Raw genomic sequence first — 18482 nt, 5'->3', positions numbered from 1 at the left:
TTTGTAGTTGTTTGATTGTTGCTAGCTTACTCCCCTAAAAATGAAAAGTCAAGCCAAAAGTTGCATGATTTTTTCATGATAATTACTATTCGCTTATTCAATAACAAATGTGAATGAAACGATCTGGTGCCATTATCTATATCTTTAGATCTTTTCCAGCATACTCGCTTTTTCAGATTTCAGCACGTGATCAATCAGTTTCATGACCTTACATACCTCCTCATTTTTTATGCAGGGTTCTGCTTCGTAACGAACCACTTCATAAAAATTTTGATAAAAAGACACGGGCGATTGATACTTAGGGAGCGGTAAGTTGACAGTCGCTTCTTCTGAAGGCGGGGCCATTGTTTTTGTTAAACCGACACCTGCTTGGATCGGAGCTGGAGATGATAGATTTTCCTGTTTTGTAGCAACGATCATCTCACCAGACAAATCCCAGTCCTCAATTTTCACCGTGCCTTCCGTTCCTTTGACATACCACCGGGGCAGCTTGGAATAGTTGGTTGTTCCAACTTCTACGATAGCACGTAGACCATTTTCAAAGGTGAGGAAGCAATGGAAGCCGTCATCCACCTCATCGCCAAGAATAAAACTTAAATCAGTCGTGATTGTTTCAATTGGACTTTCTGTCAGATAGAGCAGTTGGTCGAACAGGTGGACACCCCAATCTAACACCATTCCACCACCGTGCTGCTGTAAATGACGCCAATCACCTGGAATTCCGTTAGCACCCTGAACGCGAGACTCGATTTGGAACACTTCTCCGATTTGGTTGTTTTGGTATAGCTCTTGGACGATCAGAAAATCGGGGTCCCAGCGACGGTTTTGATGCACCATGAAGTGCCTCTCTGTTTCCTGAGCGACTATAGTAATTTCATCTAGTTCTTCGGTGTTCATCGCTACTGGTTTTTCACAAACCACATGCTTTCCCGCTTCCATCGCTTTGATTGCTAGTTCTTTATGTGTATCATTGGGTGTCGCAATCAACACGGCTTCCACATTTTCGTCGGTCAAAACTTCTTCATAGGTTTTATAGCAGTAATAGCCATTGTCAGCAGACAGTGATTGTCGAGCTGCCGAGATATCGTAGGTTCCAATCACACGGATTTTCTCTGATTCCTTTGACATGATCTCACAGACGTGATAGCTGCCCATTCCCCCATAGCCAATAACTGCAAAATTGATTGGTTGCATATTTTTCCTCCTCGTTTCAATGAATCTTAGGCCCACCACATATCTGTAGGCTGCTCCTTGATCATTAACGCTTTTAAATTGGTTACCGCGCGAGTCAACCCCTCATCGATGGACATCAACGGATCCTCGTGTTCAATACTTAACACATGATCATACCCGTAAATTCTCAGTGTTGAGATGATATCTGACCAAACCTTGAGCTCATGACCACAGCCCACTGAGCGGAATGTCCAAGCGCGGGTCTTCACATCGCTATAAGGTTGCATATCCGTCAATCCATACATATTGATATTGTCTTGATCTAGATAAATATCTTTGGCATGGAAATGGTGGATCGCATCGTTTTCTCCCAGAATTTTAATTGCCGCGACTGGATCAATGCCTTGCCACCAAAGATGGCTCGGGTCCAAATTACAGCCAATGGCTTTGCCTGTTTCGTCTCTTAATCGAAGCAGGGTATATGGTGTATGACACAAGAAGCCACCATGCAATTCCAGCCCGATTTTTATTCCGGTACTCTCTGAAAGCTGATTGATTTCCTTCCAATAAGGGATCAATTTCCGTTCCCATTGATACGAATAGTTATCGTCGTATTCGGTCGGCCAAGGCAGCACCGGCCAGTTGACTTGAGTATCTGTTTCATTTCCGCCGCTTACGCCGGAAAAGCCATTAACAACTGGAACATTCATTAAGCTAGCCAGCTTGATAGTTTTTCTCAACAAACTATCCGCTTCACTAGCGACATTCGATAGTGGAGAAATTGGATTGTTATGGCAACTCAATGCTGAAATGCATAACCCTTTGTCTGACAGTTTGGCCAAATAATCATTTCGCTTGTCGCTGCTTTCTAATAATTCATCGACAGCCAAATGTGCTGAGCCAGGATAGCCACCGGTTCCAATCTCAACAGCTTCGAGTCCTTTGTTAGCCGCCGCAGCGATCATTTCATCAAAGCTTAAATTATTGAACAATGGCGTAAATACACCTAACTTCATTGCTTCTCCTCCTTTTCCAATGCCTCAAAATGTCCATAAGTCGGATACAAAGAATCCTTTGGTGCGGCCCAACGCACAGCATTGCAGATGACTTTTTGGACTTTTTCGTTATAGTAGCTGTTATAGGTTTCGTGCCCTGGTTGAAAATAGAAGATTTTTCCATTCCCTCTTGAAAACGTGCAGCCGCTGCGAAAAACTTCGCCTCCGGGATACCAGCTGACAAAGACCAATTCATCCGGTGCAGGAATGTCAAAGTGTTCTCCATACATTTCTTCCTGCTCCAGTTCGATCCGCTCGCCGATTCCTTTGACTATTGGATGACTAGGATTCACATTCCACATCCGGCAATGCTTGCCATCTTCCCGCCATTTCAAGTCACAGCTGGTGCCCATCAGTTTTTTAAAGATCTTAGAAAAATGACCAGAATGCAGTACAATCAAGCCCATTCCTTCCAACACCCGCTGATGAACACGAGCAACGATTTCATCAGAAACCTCTTCATGCGCAACGTGTCCCCACCAAATCAACACATCGGTCTCGGCTAATATTCCCTCGGTTAAACCATGCTCCGCCTCATCAAGCGTAGCGGTTTTTACGGTAAAATTATCACGCTTTAAAAAATCAGCAATTGCGCCATGAATGCCTTCTGGATAAAGCTTTTGAACCTCTTCGTTCTTTTTTTCATGGCGAAACTCATTCCATACAGTTACTTGAATCATCTTCATTAACTCCTTCTCAGACTATTGATTTAAAAAGACCGGTTCGCCTGTTTTTGACGATTGGTAAATCGCTTCTAAAATTTGAGTAACCACTAAAGCTTCTTCTGGTCGGACAACTGGTTCAGTATCTTCGACGATCGAACGAACCCACGATTTTGCTTCCAGCAACGCCGGCGATTCACCCTCGCCATCATAAAAATCAACACCGCCTGTTTCCAACTCGACCTGTTTCTCATACAATAAACTGTGATCTTCCCCATTGATCGTCAATCCATCATTCATATCCGCTCCGCCTTTTGAGCCGCATAAGGTCGTTTTAGCTTCCTTCGTGTCTAAGCTGTTCAATGCCCAACTGGATTCCAAAAAGATCGTCGCGCCATTTTCCATCGTAATGAACCCAAAGGCTGAGTCCTCTACTTTGAACGCTTCCGGATCCCAAGAACCCCAAGCATTTGCGGCATTTTGAGTAGCAGACAATTGATGATAGGCTTTTCCCGTCACATATTTCGGCTTGTAATTGTCCATCATCCAAAGCGTTATATCCAATGCGTGGGTCCCGATATCGATCAGAGGTCCACCGCCTTGGGCTTCCTCATCCAGAAATACACCCCATGTCGGGACCGCACGCCGGCGAATCGCATGAGCTTTAGCAAAATAGATATCCCCCAGAGCATCTTCCTGACAAATTTCGTGTAAATAATGAGCATCAGTTCTGAAGCGATTTTGATAACCGATCGTTAGTTTTTTTCCTGTACGCTTGGCGGCCGCAACCATTTCTTTACCTTCTTGGTAAGTTTTTGCCATCGGTTTTTCACACATCACGTGACAGTCCGCTTCCAAAGCTGCGATACTAATCTCCGCATGAGAAACATTTGGTGTACAAACATGGACGATGTCTAATTCTTCCAGAAGCATCTCTGAATAGTCGACGAAGACCTTTGCAGAATCTGTCCCGAACTCTTTGCTTGCTGCTACTGCTCTTTCTTCTACAATATCGCAAAAAGCGACTACTTCGACCTCATCGATTTGAATTAGCGCTGGTAAATGCTTAGCCGTCGCGATTCCGCCGCAGCCAATAATGCCAATTTTCAATTTTTTCATTCATTTCCATCCTTTCAAATGCCTTTACTTTTCTACTTTATTGTAGGAAATGAGCAAGAGCTTTTCTTCCCGAATCCTTCGTAAAATGTCTAATATATTGCCCTTCTTGTGAAAGAATTCGCTATTATCAGACACAGTTTTTATTATCCAGCCAAATAAAAAAAGCTGAGACAGTCCATAGACCTTCTCAGCACTCTAAATAATCGAATTGTTTTTGATATTGCATAGGGGAACACCCAACGATCTTCTTGAACACATGATGAAACGTCTTGATGTTCGAAAACCCCGATCGATCCGCTACCTCTGATACTGGCACTTTTTCATTGATCAAGATAAATTTTGCCTGACTGATTCGATACTCGTTTAAAAACTGTACAAAGGTTTTGCCAGTATTTTTTTTGAAAAAGCGGGTAAAATAGTACGGGCTGAAGCCCGTATGCTTCGCAATTTCTTCCAGCGTGATCGGCTCATTATAATGACTTTTGACATACTCAAAGACCGTGTTCACATACTCCAAAGTATCTTTGTAGCGGATTCTTGTATGCTCGACAGGCAGCACATCGTTCTTTTCCGGCAGCCATTGATAAAAGGCAGCAATCAATTGATAGAGATTTCCTAAAATCGAAAAATTCTTTCCACTTTCATCTTTAGTGAAGGAATCGTACATATCAAACAGAATCGTTTGAGTAAGACTGATCAATTCTTTTGGCCAACAGCGGCTTTGTAGGTCCCGCGTCTCAAAAAGTTCTCGCAATGAAAGTGGCTCCTGATTGATGGTTTCATCAAAAATCTGCAGATCAAATTGGTAAACGAACCGCTCGCTGTCGGGCGAAGATAAGAAGCTGTGGGGCTGGCCACTGGAAAAAATGATGATTTCCCCCTCCTCCAAAGCCATCACTCGATCATCGATGCCGATATTGACACTGCCTTTAAGAGAATAGATGATCTCGATTTCTTTATGAAAGTGGGGATAGGCGATCGTCATCCCATCATTCATAAAGGTTCGAAACAGCAATCCATTTTTAAACTTAGGGATTTCTACATAAGAATTCACGATCCGCCCTCCTTAGTTTTAGATAAAATCAATCACATTCAATGCGCTCTTCTGTTTCTTTATCAAAAAAGTGTCCTTTTGAGATGTCCAGTGCTAGTCGAACCGTTTCGCCGGGACGATGGAAATCACGCGCGTTCACCTTCGAGATAAATTCTGTCTCTCCTATTTTACTATACAATAAGGTCTCTGCGCCTAAAAGTTCAGAAACGACGATCGTCGCATGGATCGTGCTCTCGACAACAGTATCCAATACGATCTGCTCACTACGGATGTCCTCCGGCCGAAGCCCAAATAACAACTCTTTTCCTTCATAGCCCTTCGCGACTAATACTTTGTTCTCGCCTTCTGGTACCTTCAGTCGGAATTGGCTGCCATCGCTGATGTAGCCGTTTTTCAATGTAACTGAAAAGAAATTCATCGCCGGCGAGCCGATAAAGCTGGCGACAAAAATATTGGCTGGAAGATCATAGACCTCTTTAGGCGTACCGATCTGCTGGATCAGACCATCCTTCATAATAACGATCCGATCCGCCATAGTCATCGCCTCTGTTTGGTCATGTGTCACATAAATCGTGGTTGTCTCTAAACGCTGATGTAATTTTGCGATTTCCGCTCGCATAGAAACACGGAGCTTTGCATCCAAGTTTGATAGCGGCTCATCCATCAAGAACACCTGCGCATCTCTGACGATCGCCCGTCCTAGAGCTACCCGTTGTCTTTGTCCGCCAGATAAAGCTGCTGGTTTTCTTTCTAAGTATTCCGTCAATCCTAAAATCTCTGCGGCCTCAGTGACTCGCTTGTTAATGTCTGCCGCAGAATATTTTCTCAATTTTAAACCAAAGGCCATATTATCAAATACAGTCATATGCGGATACAACGCGTAATTTTGAAAGACCATCGCGATGTCGCGATCCTTTGGCGCAACATCGTTGACGACTTTATCGCCAATCTTTAATGTCCCCTCGGTGATATCCTCTAATCCGGCTACCATTCTTAACGTTGTGGATTTTCCGCAACCAGACGGTCCCACAAAAACGATAAATTCCTTTTCTTTGATTTCTAAGTTGAAATCAGTCACCGTATAGTTATCGGCATTGTCATACTTTTTGTAAATATGCTGCATGGAAAGTGTCTTCATTAATTCCATCCTCACTTTTTTACTTATTCTCAGTTATCTAGTTCAATCAGTTGCCAACACAACGCTGGCATAAGGAGCCAGTTTGATTGCTCCATCAATCACTGGTACATCACAATTTGCTAGCAAGATCTTTTCAGCCTCATTCGTCAACTCGAAGGTCGTTTCTTTATTGGAAAAATTGTTCAAAACAAGCAATTCCTTCGTGTCGAGTACACGTTTGTAGGCAATCAGGGTTTCTTCTGATTCGATTGGTTGAAACTCACCATAGACAACAACTTCTTTATACGCACTATTTCTACGTAGATCGATCAGTTGTCGATAATAATTCAACACGGAATCAGGGTTTTGTCCTTCTTCTTTTGCGTTAAGCGTCAGATGATTGGGATTGACCTTCATCCAAGTCCTTTCCGCCTCAGAAAAACCAGCATTCTTCTCGTCTGACCATTGCATCGGTGTTCTAGAGTTGTCCCTGCTTCGTCGGAACATATGATTAAAGGCTTCAGTCTCGCTCATTCCTGACAGTAGCGATCGTTGGTACTGATCGTGTGTCGCAATATCATCGTAATCAGCCATCGAATCCATCAAGGTATTTTCCATTCCTAATTCTTGGCCTTGATAAATAAACGGTGTGCCATGAAGCATCATGAACAAGGTCGCCAACATTTTTTTACTGCGATCTGAAATATCCTCTTTCGGAATATATTTATTGATACTGCGGGGCTGATCGTGATTTTCCAGGTATTTTGCTCCCCAGCCGATTTCTTGCGTTTCCAGCTCATCGGTAAAAATTGCTTCTTTTAAATCCTTTACCGTCCAGCCTGACTGCTTGAACCATTCACCGGTTTGGGGTACATCGATATCCGTATAAGTAAAATCAAAAACCATTCGAAAGACACCATCTCTGCCAATGTATTCCTCTAGCCTCTCCATCGATACATCCGCTTCCGCTACCGTCAAACAATTATGCTTTCTGAAGGCTTTATCATCCAGCTCCTTTAGCCAAAGCTCTATTCCCGGCTGATCCAAGATCCAACGCCCGATCCAAGCCAATCCATCTTCACCATCTGGTTCAAACTGGCCATATTCAAAGCTTTTCTTCAAATTCAAAATGGCATCGATCCGGAAGCCGCCTAAACCTTTATCCAGCCACCAATTCAGCATGGAAATCATTTCTTCCCGTACTGTCGGATTCTCCCAGTTCAAGTCTGGCTGCTCTGGAGCAAAAGCATGCAGGTAAAACATGTTTTCTTCATTTGGCACTGCTGTCCAGGCCGAATCACCAAAGTAGCTGCGCCAGTTATTCGGTGCCTTTCCTTCAAGTCCTTCTTTAAAAATATAATAATCACGATACTTGCTCTGAGGATTCTTCAAGGCCTCTTGGAACCACTGATGCTGATCAGAAGTGTGATTGGCAACGAAATCCATCAAGATTTTGATTTCATATTTCGCCGCTTCTTGGATCAAATCATCCATATCCTCCATCGTGCCAAACATCGGATCGATCGCTTGATAGTCCGAAATGTCGTACCCACCATCAATCATCGGCGAACGATAGATCGGCGAAAGCCAAATGACATCAACTCCTAATTCCTTCAAATAAGGCAATCGCTCTTGAATCCCTTTTAAATCACCAATTCCATCGCCATTACTGTCCTGAAAGCTTTTTGGATAGATTTGATATACGACAGATTCTTTCCACCACTCATTTTTCACTTGTTCTTCTCCTAACTAAAATTGGATCGTTTCTTCTGATCCATCTATTTCTTCTATTATCGAAAACTCTTTTTTGGCTAGATTTACCATTAATATAGCTTTGCTTGGTCCGGCATCCCAAATAATTTTCAACGTATGATCGTCTAATTTCTCAATCTGAAATTCCCCGTTAAAGGCGTCACAAGTATTGCGAAACTTCAATAAATTGAACAGCTTTTGTACAACAGGACGTTGAAGCTCTTCTTTAATCTCATCCATATCATAATAGTGTCGATTAATGTTCCGACCTTCTTTTGTCTGCTCCAATAGTTCGATATCATTCTTTCCGGCCAGCAATCCAACGTAGTAGATTTGCGGAATACCCGGCGCGAAACATTGCAATACTCGCGCTAACAAGTAGGCATCGTCATCATCACCTAACGCAGAATAGTAGGTTGAATTGATTTGATAAATATCTAAATTGTTGTAGGCTTCTGAAGAATAGATCTTCTTCGTATTGGCACCTTGTTCATACAATTTTTCCCGCGTAAACTCGATTTCTTCATCCGTCATTAAATCCTTCACATCTACAACACCGATCCCATCATGGGTATCAAGTGTCGTGAATTGATTCCTTGGACAAATCTCCAGCCAATGAACCAAGCGATCAGCTTTGCCTGAATATAAGCTATAAAGAACCAGCATCGGCAAAGCGAAATCATACACATAGTAGCCGTGATCGGCGATTTTTTCTTGGATCGAATAATGCTCATGAATCTCGGGCAAGACCTCTGCCCCTTTGCTGCGGACGATTTCCGCCGATTCCTCCAGCGTCTCCCAAATCTCTGGTTCCACAAAGAAACAATTCGTCCCAAGCTTCTTATTGGCATAGGCAAAGGCATCCAAGCGGATGATGTCCGCGCCCTGTTCGACCAAGAAACTCAAGTTTTCTTTGACAAATTGTTTCGTAGTTTCTGTCGTCACATCTAAATCGATCTGCTGCTCATCAAAGGTACACCAGACTTTTTCAGTAGAACCGTCTGAAAATTTTGCTTTGAAATACGGCGCACGCGGTTTTCGTTTGTATATCAAATCCACTTCCGCTTCTGTCGGCTCACCCTTAGGCCAGAATTCCTTATAACGAATGAACAAATCCTTCCATTGAGAGTCCTCGTGTTTCAACAAGAAGTCTTGAAATTCATCCGAAGCTTGGGAAAGATGATTGATCATAAAATCGGTCATGAAATAATAGTTCTCTGACAGTGCTCGGATATCCTCCCAAGTACCAAACGCCGGATCAACCTTTTGATAGTTCATAGGTGCAAATCCGCGATCACCACTAGATGGATAAAAAGGCAGAATATGCAGTCCACCGATAACGCCTTTCAGATGCGTCTCTAACACTTCATTCAGTTCTTTTAGATTCTTACCTAAAGAATCCGCATAAGTAATAAGCATTGATTGATTCTTAATTGTCATAGTCACTATCCTTTAACTGAGCCGCCGGTTATCCCTTCGACATAATATTTTTGTAAATAGATAAACAAGATGGTGATGGGAACAGCGATGACCAGCGAGCCTGCCGCAAATTTCGTGTACAGCTGCTGTGCGGTCTCCTTATTGATCATCGAGAACAGACCAATCGCGACCGTATATTTGTCCACGCGATCCCCCATAATAACTCTGGCAAAGATAAAATCCATCCAAGGTGTCATGAACGCCATCAACGAGGTGTATACGATGATCGGCTTCGACATCGGCAAGGTAATCTTCGTAAAGATCTGAGCCTTCGTCGCCCCATCGATCATGGCTGATTCATCTAACGAAAGCGGAATAGTATCGAAGAAGCCTTTAGCGATATATAAGGTCAATGCTGCTGTCGAAGAATAAATCAAAACAAGTCCAGTCAAGGTTTGGGTCATGTTGATGGCTTTCAAAATATAGTAAACGGCGATCATACTCATAAATGCCGGAAACATATTCAAGACCAAAGCGATTTTTAAGTAATTATTCTTGAACTTGAATCGCAATCGACTCATGACATAAGCCATGGAAACCGTGATAAAGGTACTTAGTATGCAAGAAGCAACTGAAACAATTAATGTGTTCTGCACCCATTTCAAAAAAGGAAAATCAGGATTGTTTCTGAATAAATACTTAAAATTCTCCAGTGTGTACTCTTTTGGAAAAATGTAAGAGACAAACTGCCCTGGCTCTCCACGAAAAGCTGTCAATATCAGCCAAAAAATCGGAAACATCCATACGATGACTAATACTAGCAAAACGATATTGATCGGAAGATTTATTTTCTTTTTCACTAAGCATTCCGCCCTTCTTTGTATGAACTAGTTCTGGTATAGACAATCAATGACAGCCCAGCACTCAGAACGAAGGTAATAATTCCGATAACAGATGCCAAGTTATAGTCAGCGTTATCGACCGTCAGCTTATACAGCCAAGTAACTAGCAGATCCGTTTCACCTGCGCCGTAATAATCACTGTTGGAAGGTAATCCGCCGGTCAATAAGTAAATCACGTTGAAATTATTGATATTCCCGACAAATTGCTGGATCAAGGTAGGAGCCATCACTGTTAATATCTGGGGAAAGGTAATATTGCGGAAGATTTGGAATGAATTTGCGCCATCAATTCGCGCCGCCTCCAGCTGTTCTTCCGGCAAATTAATAATTACCCCAGTCGTAATCAGCATAGATGCCGGGATACCGATCCACATATTGACAAAAATAATCGACATTTTGGCCCATAAGCCATTCGTCAAGAAAGGAACAGGACTCGTGATCAAGCGAGCATTAAGCAAAAGCGTATTGACTGGACCAGAAGCATGCAACAGATTTCTCATCACTAATAATGAAACAAACGGCGGGATCGCCATCGTAATCACAAAAAGCGTGCGCAAGACCTTTTTTCCAACCACGCCTTTTGCATTAAGCAAAACAGCTAAAACGACACCGAAGAAAAAACAGGTAAAGGTAGCTAGAGTTGCCCAGATCAATGTCCAGCCTAATAATGGAAAGAACGTTCCGGAGATATTTCCACTCAATACATTGCCAAAATTTGATAAGCCGACCCAATCGAATAGATTTTTCGGCGGCAAATGATTATGATCATAGCTGGTAAAAGCGATTGAAATCATATAAATCAATGGTAAAACCGTAAAAAGGATAATACTAGCTGTCGGAATAGCTAATAAGGTCAAATGGAATCTACCGTCTAAAAGATCATGGACTTCTTCGACAAAAGAAGGAATATGCTTCTTTTCGTGATTCAGCCAATCGATTTTCCCCGCGCTTTTCACATTCACTCGCCATACTAGGAACATTCCTAAGCAAAGCAAAATTGTACAAATACCAAAGATTAGCAGCAGCATCGAATTATCGCCTGCAACACGAACCTTAAAGCCTAAGCTTTCATCAAACTGCCAGCCTTGCGTATTCGTTCCTAAAGTAATCAACCCTCGAAGTGCGCTTACTCCTTTTGTTACCATAAACAAGATAAATGCTATTTCTGAAATTAAAAATAATGCTCCCTTTACCAGCTGTCTGCTAGCTATGTTTCGTGTACCCATGATGAAGAAAGACACTTTCGTCAGCGAGCTTCCTTCTTTAAAAATCATACCGATTTTTTTCGTCATCGGAAAATCTGATGCCATATTATTCACCTCATTTGTATTGAAGGAAGGCAACCTGTTGCCTTCCTTCAATTTAGATAATTATTCTTTTACTGGTTTAGAAATATCATTAACAAGCTTATCCAGCTTTTTCTGCATATCAGCTTCTGGTACTTTGCCATCATAGGTATCTACTAATAGCGCATTCATATTTGGCCAGAAATTTTTCATTTCTGGTAATTTAGGCATCAAGACAGAATGTTCATCGGTTGTTGCAACAGACACTGTTTTCGCAATTTGATCGCTTTGAATCTCGTCGCTTTCCCGCGCTGTTTTGTTACTAGGAACGGTGTTTATCCCCTTAAATACTTCTAATTGTGCTTCCTCATTCGTCACAAATCGTGCAAGATCCATTGCCTTGCCAGGATTTTTCGTAGCCGCATTAACAACGAAGATCGGCACACCGCTAAATGCCTTTAAATTCACTTGACCATCGCCAAAATCAGTTTTAGGGTATACTGCGGTACCCATATTCTCACCCAAAATATCCTTGACGTTTTGAGCGTTCCATACACCGCTGAACAAAGCAGAGATTTTTCCTTCTTGTAACGCACTGATCTCATCGGAATTTACTGCAACGATATTCTCGTTTTCCTTCGCTTTTCCAATCCATTTCAGCACATTTAGACCTTGCTCATTGTTCAAAGTCGAGCCATCAGCATCATCGCCTTTTTCTCCGTAAAGGGAAGCGCCATTCGCGATAAACCAAGGAGTCAAGCGATAATCCGCACCAGCTTCAGCAATATTCAGCCCGACTTTTCCTTTTTTCGTCAAGCTGTCTAATGTTTCCAAATCGCCTTCGTTATACACACGCTTGTCATAATATAAGAACATTGCGTCTGCACTGGCCGGAAAGCCATACATCTTATCTTCATAGCTTGCCGCCTCGATTGCCATCGGAATATCCGTTTCTTTGATTTCATCCGCATATTTTTCATTTTCATACACAGCTCCAGCCTCGACTAGTTGACCAAGCTGGTCATGAGGTAAACGAATCACATCTGCTGCAGCCTCGCCATCCTTTAATAAGCCGTCATCTGCTTCTTCAATTTCGATCACTTCTACTTTTACATCATTTTTCTTTTCAAATTCTTTGGCTAATTTACGGTAGGTATCTGCCTGATTCAGACCAACCCACATCTTCAAAGGTTCCTTATTGTCTTTACTAGAAGCCTCCTTCTCACTCGAACCTCCACAAGCCCCTAACATTCCCGAAACACATAGCAATGAAACCAACCACAATACTTTTTTCTTCATAAAAACGTCTCCTCATTTAAAATATTTGGTTCCTTAAGCAGGATTTGATACGAAAAGTATCCGCTTTCTTTATCTGAACCGATTATATGTCAATCGTTTTCATATGTCAATCGTTTTCATAAAAAATATGTGTAACGATTTCATATCCATTTTTGTTGCTATATCAACTTTTTAGTCTATAATAGAAATAGGATTTATTTTATAACAAGGAGAAAATTTATGACTAGTATAGAAGATGTAGCAAAGAAAGCGCGGGTTTCGGTGACGACCGTTTCGCGGGCATTGAATGATCATCCCTACGTATCTACCAAAACAAAAAATAAAATTTTTAAAGCGATGGAAGATCTGAACTATTATCCGAATAATGTCGCGCAGCAATTAAGAGGAAAAGGCTCAAAAATGATCGGCGTCATCATTTCCTATATCACCAACCCCTTCTTCGCCTATCTCGTAGATGCGATTGAGACGACTGCTTTAGATCTCGGCTATCACCTCGTGGTCATGCAAACAAGGGGCAATCAACAATTAGAAAAGTTTTATCTCGCGATGATCAAGAAAAAACAATTAGATGGCATCATTATCACCAATTTAGAAACTGCCACCGAGGAAGTGACTGATTTGATTGATAATGGTCAAGTTGTTTTATGTAATCGCTATATTGGGGATGAAAAATTACCTGTCATTCAAATCAATGAAGAAAAAGCGAGCTTTATGGGAACAGAGTATTTGATTAAAAAGGGACATACAAAGATCGCTTTTTGTACAGGGAATGTTATGAATCCTCATGACCACCGCTTCAAGGGATTCATAGAAGCTTTAACTGCTCATGGACTGGAATTTAAAGAGGAATGGTTTTTTGACGACATTTTAGGAATTGATGGCGGAAGAACTTTTATTGATCGCTTTTCTCAATTGTCGGACCAGCCAACCGCTGTGTTCTCAAACGGGGATGAAGTCGCTGCGGGGATTATCAGTGAAGCAAGAAAATTTGAGATAAAAGTTCCAGAGGATTTGGCTGTTTTAGGCTTTGATGATCAACCGATTGCCTCAATCACCTATCCGCAAATTACGACAATCCAGCAACCCATTCATAAGATGGGAGAATACGCGACGCAAATGCTGATTTCAAAAATCGAAGATAAGGAGCTTACTGATCCAATAGAGGATCTTCAGACCGAATTGATTATCAGAGAATCTGTTTAAAAGAATTATTTCTTTTGCAAAAATAACTCGCTGATAGAACCTGCATCATTCAGGCTCGATCAGCGATTTTTGGTATGTTTATTTCAAAAGAATTTCCAGCTCTTTAACTAGGAAGCGATGATCCAAAGCCTCTAAAAACTCCAGCAGCTTCTGTGCTTCCTCTCTCTTGTCTTCATTTCCCCTTCTATCCATTAACACCAGCTGATAGAACTTGCCGCAGACGCGATGGAAAAACTGCCGATAATCTGTACTAAGGTTCAAAAGCTGTAAAATCAACACCTCCGCAAAATCGAGCAAGTTATTCAGCAATGTTTCGCGAATCAGATTTACTAGCAGAGAACAAAAGATTTCTCGTGCAGGTTCGAAATCTTCGTAAAGTAAAAAGGTTTTGGAGATTCGTTTAAAAAAATCAGCTGCGTTTCAAAATCAATGAGTTCCAATGTATTTGTATATACTTGTATTTCTTGCAGTGTCCAAGTCTCCAAATTCGATAAATGTCGAATGATGATTCCTCTGTCTTCCTGATCAACGACAGCCGCATCATAGATTCCTGTTTCATTTATATGAGAAATAATCTTGATCCTTGAACGAACTTCAGCTTTTCTCAACGTGTTCCCATAGCTATCCTTTTGTTCCAACTCATGCAAAAGTTCATAGAGTCCTGGCAGATCATGACTATTACTATATTTTGAATAGCGTTCAATGTATTCTGATCGTTCATTCAAATGATACGCCTCATAGATATACATAAACTCGTCAATATCCATAAACAGCTGTTCTAGGATCGCGATCAATAAAACCGCCGGGATATTATGCTTGCCCTTTTCAAATTCAATCGCATACGATTTTGAAAGAATCCCCCAATAGACTTCTTTTTGGCTCAATCCTTTGCTGATGCGTATTTCTCTGATTTTCTCTCCATATTTCATTGATTGACCGTCCTTTGCCCGCGATTATCTTAAAGCCATAGGTACTAGACTTAATAAGTCAAAGAGCAGGTGGCAAATCCAAGAGACCCAAATGGAGTTTGATCGTTTCCATAAAAAGTTAAGTACTAGCCGAATGGGAAATAACGTCATTAACAATTGCAGCGGATGAAACCCATAGGCCGGAATATGCCAGAAAGCAAAAAGGACAGCCACGACTAGTGAAGCGAATTTAAACGATATCCCTTTATTCTCCAGCGCGATCAATAGGTTTGTCGAAAGCAGCTCTTCTCCCATCAACATAAACGGAATTTGAGTAACGATCATCGCAATAGAGATCGTTGCTTCGATATTATTGGTCGTTGGTTTCCCTGCGATTGCTTGATACAACATCCCGGATAGAATACCAACCAAAAATGACAACGGTATCCCGTATAAGAGTACCTTAAACTGAAAATGTTTGAATTGCTCTACGAACGGTTCCTTCAAAAGAAAGAAACCCACAAGTCCAGCGAAAACAACATTAAATAAGAACCCAACTGGCTGAACAACTTTTACGACAGGCGATAAAAATAGAAGTGCTACAAGAATTGTCAGTCCAATGGTTAGATTAGATCTTTTTTGAATGTCCATATTTACTCCCCCTTATTTTTTACTCTTGATGCTCAGAAATAATAGCAAAGATATTCAAGTATGTTCCAAAAAGTCCGAAATACTGGACCTTCTTTTTGTTGGTGCTCTTAGTATAAAGGAAAAGCTCAAAAAGTTTGGTGATCGTGCTTGAACGAAAAAATAGGCACCAAAAAGCCACTGAAATAGGCTAATTCTAGTCATTTCAGTGACTTTGATTTTCAATTTAAGTATAGTTCCCTTTTGCCAGAATTTATGCTCGTTCCACTTCAACTTTCAGTAAGTCTTCAACTAGACGGTGAACAGTGGTTCAGGGATTTTTCTTGAAGGAATCATTCGAGTAGACTACATTAAAGTCTAATTGTTTATCCCGTTTGATGTTTCAACATTCAATTTCATAAATTTATTTATTCTTTGCTAACATTTTTCTCTGAATCACTATCAAGTCTAACTAATTCGCGTTGTTTCCTATTAGCTCCATTAGCGACATATTTGAGAACAGTTCTAAATTCTTTACGAGTTGCTTTTTTTGAAATGCACCTAAATTACGGTTGTCATTCTTGTTTACAGAACTTGTTTGGTTGGGCGAATAATAACTTCATTCCAAGAAGTATCATCAGGCAGATCAATTGATTCTGCAATAGTCTGAGCCACTCGCTCAGGTGTGATAGCAAATTTATTGTAAAAATCTTCAACGCCCGATTTAAAGTTATCATTGTTCATTGAATTCATCAGCTCAGTTTTGAAAGATCCTGGTGATATGATCGTTACACGCAGATTCCCATCCGTGTCTGCCATTTCTTCACGTAAGGATTCAGAAATAGCACGAACGGCCCATTTGGTTGCTGAATATACGCCTGTTCCAGCATGAGCCATTACGCCTGCAACAGAAGATAAGTTAATAATTTGACCACACTTTTGTTTTTGCATATATGGCAAACTAGCAGAGATTCCATTGAGAACTCCTTTGATATTTATATCAATTGCATTCTCCCAGTCTTCTAATTGATTCTCTATAAATAACCCTTGCGTCATTACTCCCGCATTATTTATCCACACATCAATTCGTCCATATGTCGCTATCGCTTTATCTGCCAAGGCAGTTACTTGTTTATGATCCTTGACGTCTGTTACTAAATAAGTAGAGTCGCCACCATTAGCGTTAATTTCTGAGGTGACTTTTTGCAGTCTACTTTCACGGCGTGCGCCCAAAACTACTTTTGCACCTTTTTCTGCCAATAATAAAGCAGTATTTTTACCAAAGCCACTAGAAGCACCAGTAATAACAACAACTTTATCTTTAATCATCCTTTTACCTCTTTTCTAATGATTTTTTTTAGCGCCATTTCAAAATCAATAGGCATCGAAAATTCTCTACCAATAATAAACTTTTAATAAACTTTTAATAAACTTTGGATATCTGTTCAATAGTGTCCACTATTCGTTGCATTCAATTTATCAAGAATATAAATTAAATGATACATTGTTCTAGTGGGTTTAAGTATAAAGAATTTTTATCTATTCATTAATACTGGATCTTCTTTTTGTTGGTGATCTTAATGTAAATGTAAAGGAAGACGTCAAAAAGTTAGGCGGGTTTTGCTTGAGAGAAAATAATGAGTACCAAAAAGCCACTGAGATGGACTAATTCTCGTCATTCCAGTGGCTTTGAATTTCAGTTTAAGTATATTTTTCTTTTGCCAGAATTTTTTTGCTAGTTCCTTTTCAACTCCAAACTTCGAATATTTCACAAAAAATAACCCAATCATCAATCAAGATGATCAGGCATTATTCTGTATAAACAAACTCAATGATAGGGTCTAGAAATTTTATATCTGTCCAATCAGCAGTTGAGCCTATCGCATCCATAAGAGCTTTCTCCCATAGTTGATAAGTTGCTGGATCTATTTCTTTTTTTAAAAGGGTGCATAGCATCTTGTCTTTGGTAGACATAATACTCTCATTCCACGCTTCCCGGCAGTAAAAACAATTTCTTTAAGCTTCTGAAAATTCTTCTTTATAAAGGACAATCCCACTATTCCACTCACATAAATCCCTCCACCCAAAATGACCACATCATATTTTTCAATATCTGTAAATTTGGCGGACTTCGTTTCAAGAATCTCGCAACCCAAGCGACTAGCCAACCACTCAGCATATTTCTTCGTTGCACCATATTTTGATTGATATAAAATAACCGTATTCTTCAAAACTAATCCACCTCACTTGGTATTGTTAAGTTTATTTAATTGTGTAACGTTCAAATTTGAAAAATCAGGATTGGATAAAAGTTAATCCAATCCTGCTCCATTTTTATATAATGAACTCAATAACTATTGTCCTCTAAAAACAAAACTTACTTCAAAGCGACTACCTTCTGCTTAATCCTGTCTCTCGTCTCCCTAAACGCGGTCATGATCTCCTCCTCTGTCCCACTTGCCTGAGCTGGATCCTTTAGATCCCAATGCACGTGCTGGACTCCTTTTGGAATGGTTGGACATTTATCCTTGGCATCACCGCAAAGTGTGATGATCAGATCTGCATGATTAAAATAATCCAGGTCAATCAAATCTGAGGTTTGCATAGAAATATCGATATGAACCTCTGACATCACACGAACCGCGCGGGGATTTAAACCGTGTGTTTCAATACCGGCACTTCTAACCTCATATTCTGATTGAGGTAAATATTTATGGGCAAAGCCTTCTGCCATCTGGCTTCTGCAAGAGTTGCCAGTGCATAAGAAGTAAATTTTTTTCATTGTATTATGCCTCCAAGTTGGATAATTCGGGTTATTTTTTACTATACAAGAGTTTTTGTTGAAACACTAATAATCAAACTAACGTACATAAAAACCCATACATAGACAATCGTCTATGTATGGA

16 protein-coding genes and 1 pseudogene are annotated in these 18482 nt (G+C 40.7%); 1 reads left to right on the top strand and 16 read right to left on the bottom strand.

Annotated elements, in window-relative coordinates; translation table 11 throughout:
• Positions 1-144 precede the first annotated feature (144 nt).
• The 11 genes from AC4J95_RS10885 to AC4J95_RS10835 form a co-directional block, all read right to left on the bottom strand.
• Positions 145-1194 (bottom strand): Gfo/Idh/MocA family protein, encoded by a 1050-nt coding sequence (locus tag AC4J95_RS10885; RefSeq protein ID WP_494549907.1) that lies wholly within the window; start codon positions 1192-1194, stop codon positions 145-147.
• Positions 1195-1220: 26 nt separating this feature from the next.
• Positions 1221-2189 (bottom strand): sugar phosphate isomerase/epimerase family protein, encoded by a 969-nt coding sequence (locus AC4J95_RS10880; protein ID WP_494549906.1) that lies wholly within the window; start codon positions 2187-2189, stop codon positions 1221-1223.
• On the bottom strand, positions 2186-2908 hold the full coding sequence (locus AC4J95_RS10875; protein WP_494549905.1) for a ThuA domain-containing protein: 723 nt from the start codon (positions 2906-2908) through the stop codon (positions 2186-2188). Before AC4J95_RS10875 ends, AC4J95_RS10880 begins: the two co-directional genes overlap by 4 nt.
• Before the next feature lie 21 nt (positions 2909-2929).
• Positions 2930-4009 (bottom strand): Gfo/Idh/MocA family protein, encoded by a 1080-nt coding sequence (locus tag AC4J95_RS10870; RefSeq protein ID WP_494549904.1) that lies wholly within the window; start codon positions 4007-4009, stop codon positions 2930-2932.
• A 187-nt stretch (positions 4010-4196) separates the two neighbouring features.
• The gene (locus AC4J95_RS10865; protein ID WP_494549903.1) at positions 4197-5063 is read right to left on the bottom strand and encodes a helix-turn-helix transcriptional regulator; all 867 of its coding nucleotides are present in this window, start codon (positions 5061-5063) and stop codon (positions 4197-4199) included.
• 28 nt (positions 5064-5091) lie between these two features.
• Positions 5092-6201: an ABC transporter ATP-binding protein gene (locus tag AC4J95_RS10860; RefSeq protein ID WP_494549902.1), complete on the bottom strand. Its 1110-nt coding sequence runs from the start codon at positions 6199-6201 to the stop codon at positions 5092-5094.
• 42 nt (positions 6202-6243) lie between these two features.
• Positions 6244-7914 carry a glycoside hydrolase family 13 protein gene (locus AC4J95_RS10855; protein WP_494549901.1) on the bottom strand — a complete coding sequence of 557 codons (1671 nt, stop codon included), beginning with the start codon at positions 7912-7914 and terminating at the stop codon, positions 6244-6246.
• A 15-nt stretch (positions 7915-7929) separates the two neighbouring features.
• Complete coding sequence (gtfA, locus tag AC4J95_RS10850) at positions 7930-9372, bottom strand: sucrose phosphorylase (protein ID WP_494549900.1); 1443 nt, start codon at positions 9370-9372, stop codon at positions 7930-7932.
• A gap of 5 nt (positions 9373-9377) precedes the next feature.
• Positions 9378-10151, bottom strand: a complete 774-nt coding sequence (locus AC4J95_RS10845) for a sugar ABC transporter permease (RefSeq protein WP_494549947.1) — start codon at positions 10149-10151, stop codon at positions 9378-9380.
• A 59-nt stretch (positions 10152-10210) separates the two neighbouring features.
• Positions 10211-11563: a carbohydrate ABC transporter permease gene (locus tag AC4J95_RS10840; protein ID WP_494549899.1), complete on the bottom strand. Its 1353-nt coding sequence runs from the start codon at positions 11561-11563 to the stop codon at positions 10211-10213.
• Positions 11564-11623: 60 nt separating this feature from the next.
• A complete protein-coding gene (locus tag AC4J95_RS10835) occupies positions 11624-12838 on the bottom strand; it encodes an extracellular solute-binding protein (RefSeq protein WP_494549898.1) in 1215 nt (404 codons plus the stop codon).
• 219 nt (positions 12839-13057) lie between these two features.
• Between AC4J95_RS10835 and AC4J95_RS10830 the strand changes: the two genes are divergently transcribed.
• Positions 13058-14041, top strand: a complete 984-nt coding sequence (locus AC4J95_RS10830) for a LacI family DNA-binding transcriptional regulator (RefSeq protein ID WP_494549897.1) — start codon at positions 13058-13060, stop codon at positions 14039-14041.
• A 78-nt stretch (positions 14042-14119) separates the two neighbouring features.
• On the opposite strand, the pseudogene AC4J95_RS10825 reads toward AC4J95_RS10830, so the two are convergent.
• From AC4J95_RS10825 to arsC, 5 genes and pseudogenes are all read right to left on the bottom strand, one after another.
• Positions 14120-14790, bottom strand: a pseudogene (locus tag AC4J95_RS10825) (Rgg family transcriptional regulator).
• A 204-nt stretch (positions 14791-14994) separates the two neighbouring features.
• A complete protein-coding gene (locus tag AC4J95_RS10820) occupies positions 14995-15600 on the bottom strand; it encodes a CPBP family intramembrane glutamic endopeptidase (protein ID WP_494549896.1) in 606 nt (201 codons plus the stop codon).
• A 561-nt stretch (positions 15601-16161) separates the two neighbouring features.
• Positions 16162-16905 carry an SDR family oxidoreductase gene (locus AC4J95_RS10815; RefSeq protein ID WP_494549895.1) on the bottom strand — a complete coding sequence of 248 codons (744 nt, stop codon included), beginning with the start codon at positions 16903-16905 and terminating at the stop codon, positions 16162-16164.
• Between the two features lie 608 nt (positions 16906-17513).
• Positions 17514-17807 carry a flavodoxin domain-containing protein gene (locus tag AC4J95_RS10810; protein WP_494549894.1) on the bottom strand — a complete coding sequence of 98 codons (294 nt, stop codon included), beginning with the start codon at positions 17805-17807 and terminating at the stop codon, positions 17514-17516.
• Positions 17808-17953: 146 nt separating this feature from the next.
• On the bottom strand, positions 17954-18358 hold the full coding sequence (gene arsC, locus AC4J95_RS10805) for an arsenate reductase (thioredoxin) (RefSeq protein ID WP_494549893.1): 405 nt from the start codon (positions 18356-18358) through the stop codon (positions 17954-17956).
• Positions 18359-18482: the final 124 nt, after the last annotated feature.

Source organism: Enterococcus sp. GPZ-007, assembly GCF_059374735.1.
This window is presented reverse-complemented; position numbering and strand designations above follow the sequence as displayed.

What these genes read in the sequence shown, in the direction of transcription:
- AC4J95_RS10880 (WP_494549906.1), bottom strand. Translation starts at nt 2,189, where the DNA reads ATGAAGTTAGGTGTATTTACGCCATTGTTCAATAATTTAAGCTTTGAT.
- AC4J95_RS10815 (WP_494549895.1), bottom strand. Translation starts at nt 16,905, where the DNA reads ATGATTAAAGATAAAGTTGTTGTTATTACTGGTGCTTCTAGTGGCTTT.
- AC4J95_RS10840 (WP_494549899.1), bottom strand. Translation starts at nt 11,563, where the DNA reads ATGGCATCAGATTTTCCGATGACGAAAAAAATCGGTATGATTTTTAAA.
- arsC (WP_494549893.1), bottom strand. Translation starts at nt 18,358, where the DNA reads ATGAAAAAAATTTACTTCTTATGCACTGGCAACTCTTGCAGAAGCCAG.
- AC4J95_RS10820 (WP_494549896.1), bottom strand. Translation starts at nt 15,600, where the DNA reads ATGGACATTCAAAAAAGATCTAATCTAACCATTGGACTGACAATTCTT.
- AC4J95_RS10835 (WP_494549898.1), bottom strand. Translation starts at nt 12,838, where the DNA reads ATGAAGAAAAAAGTATTGTGGTTGGTTTCATTGCTATGTGTTTCGGGA.
- AC4J95_RS10870 (WP_494549904.1), bottom strand. Translation starts at nt 4,009, where the DNA reads ATGAAAAAATTGAAAATTGGCATTATTGGCTGCGGCGGAATCGCGACG.
- AC4J95_RS10875 (WP_494549905.1), bottom strand. Translation starts at nt 2,908, where the DNA reads ATGATTCAAGTAACTGTATGGAATGAGTTTCGCCATGAAAAAAAGAAC.
- AC4J95_RS10860 (WP_494549902.1), bottom strand. Translation starts at nt 6,201, where the DNA reads ATGAAGACACTTTCCATGCAGCATATTTACAAAAAGTATGACAATGCC.
- AC4J95_RS10885 (WP_494549907.1), bottom strand. Translation starts at nt 1,194, where the DNA reads ATGCAACCAATCAATTTTGCAGTTATTGGCTATGGGGGAATGGGCAGC.
- gtfA (WP_494549900.1), bottom strand. Translation starts at nt 9,372, where the DNA reads ATGACAATTAAGAATCAATCAATGCTTATTACTTATGCGGATTCTTTA.
- AC4J95_RS10830 (WP_494549897.1), top strand. Translation starts at nt 13,058, where the DNA reads ATGACTAGTATAGAAGATGTAGCAAAGAAAGCGCGGGTTTCGGTGACG.
- AC4J95_RS10845 (WP_494549947.1), bottom strand. Translation starts at nt 10,151, where the DNA reads ATGTTTCCGATTTTTTGGCTGATATTGACAGCTTTTCGTGGAGAGCCA.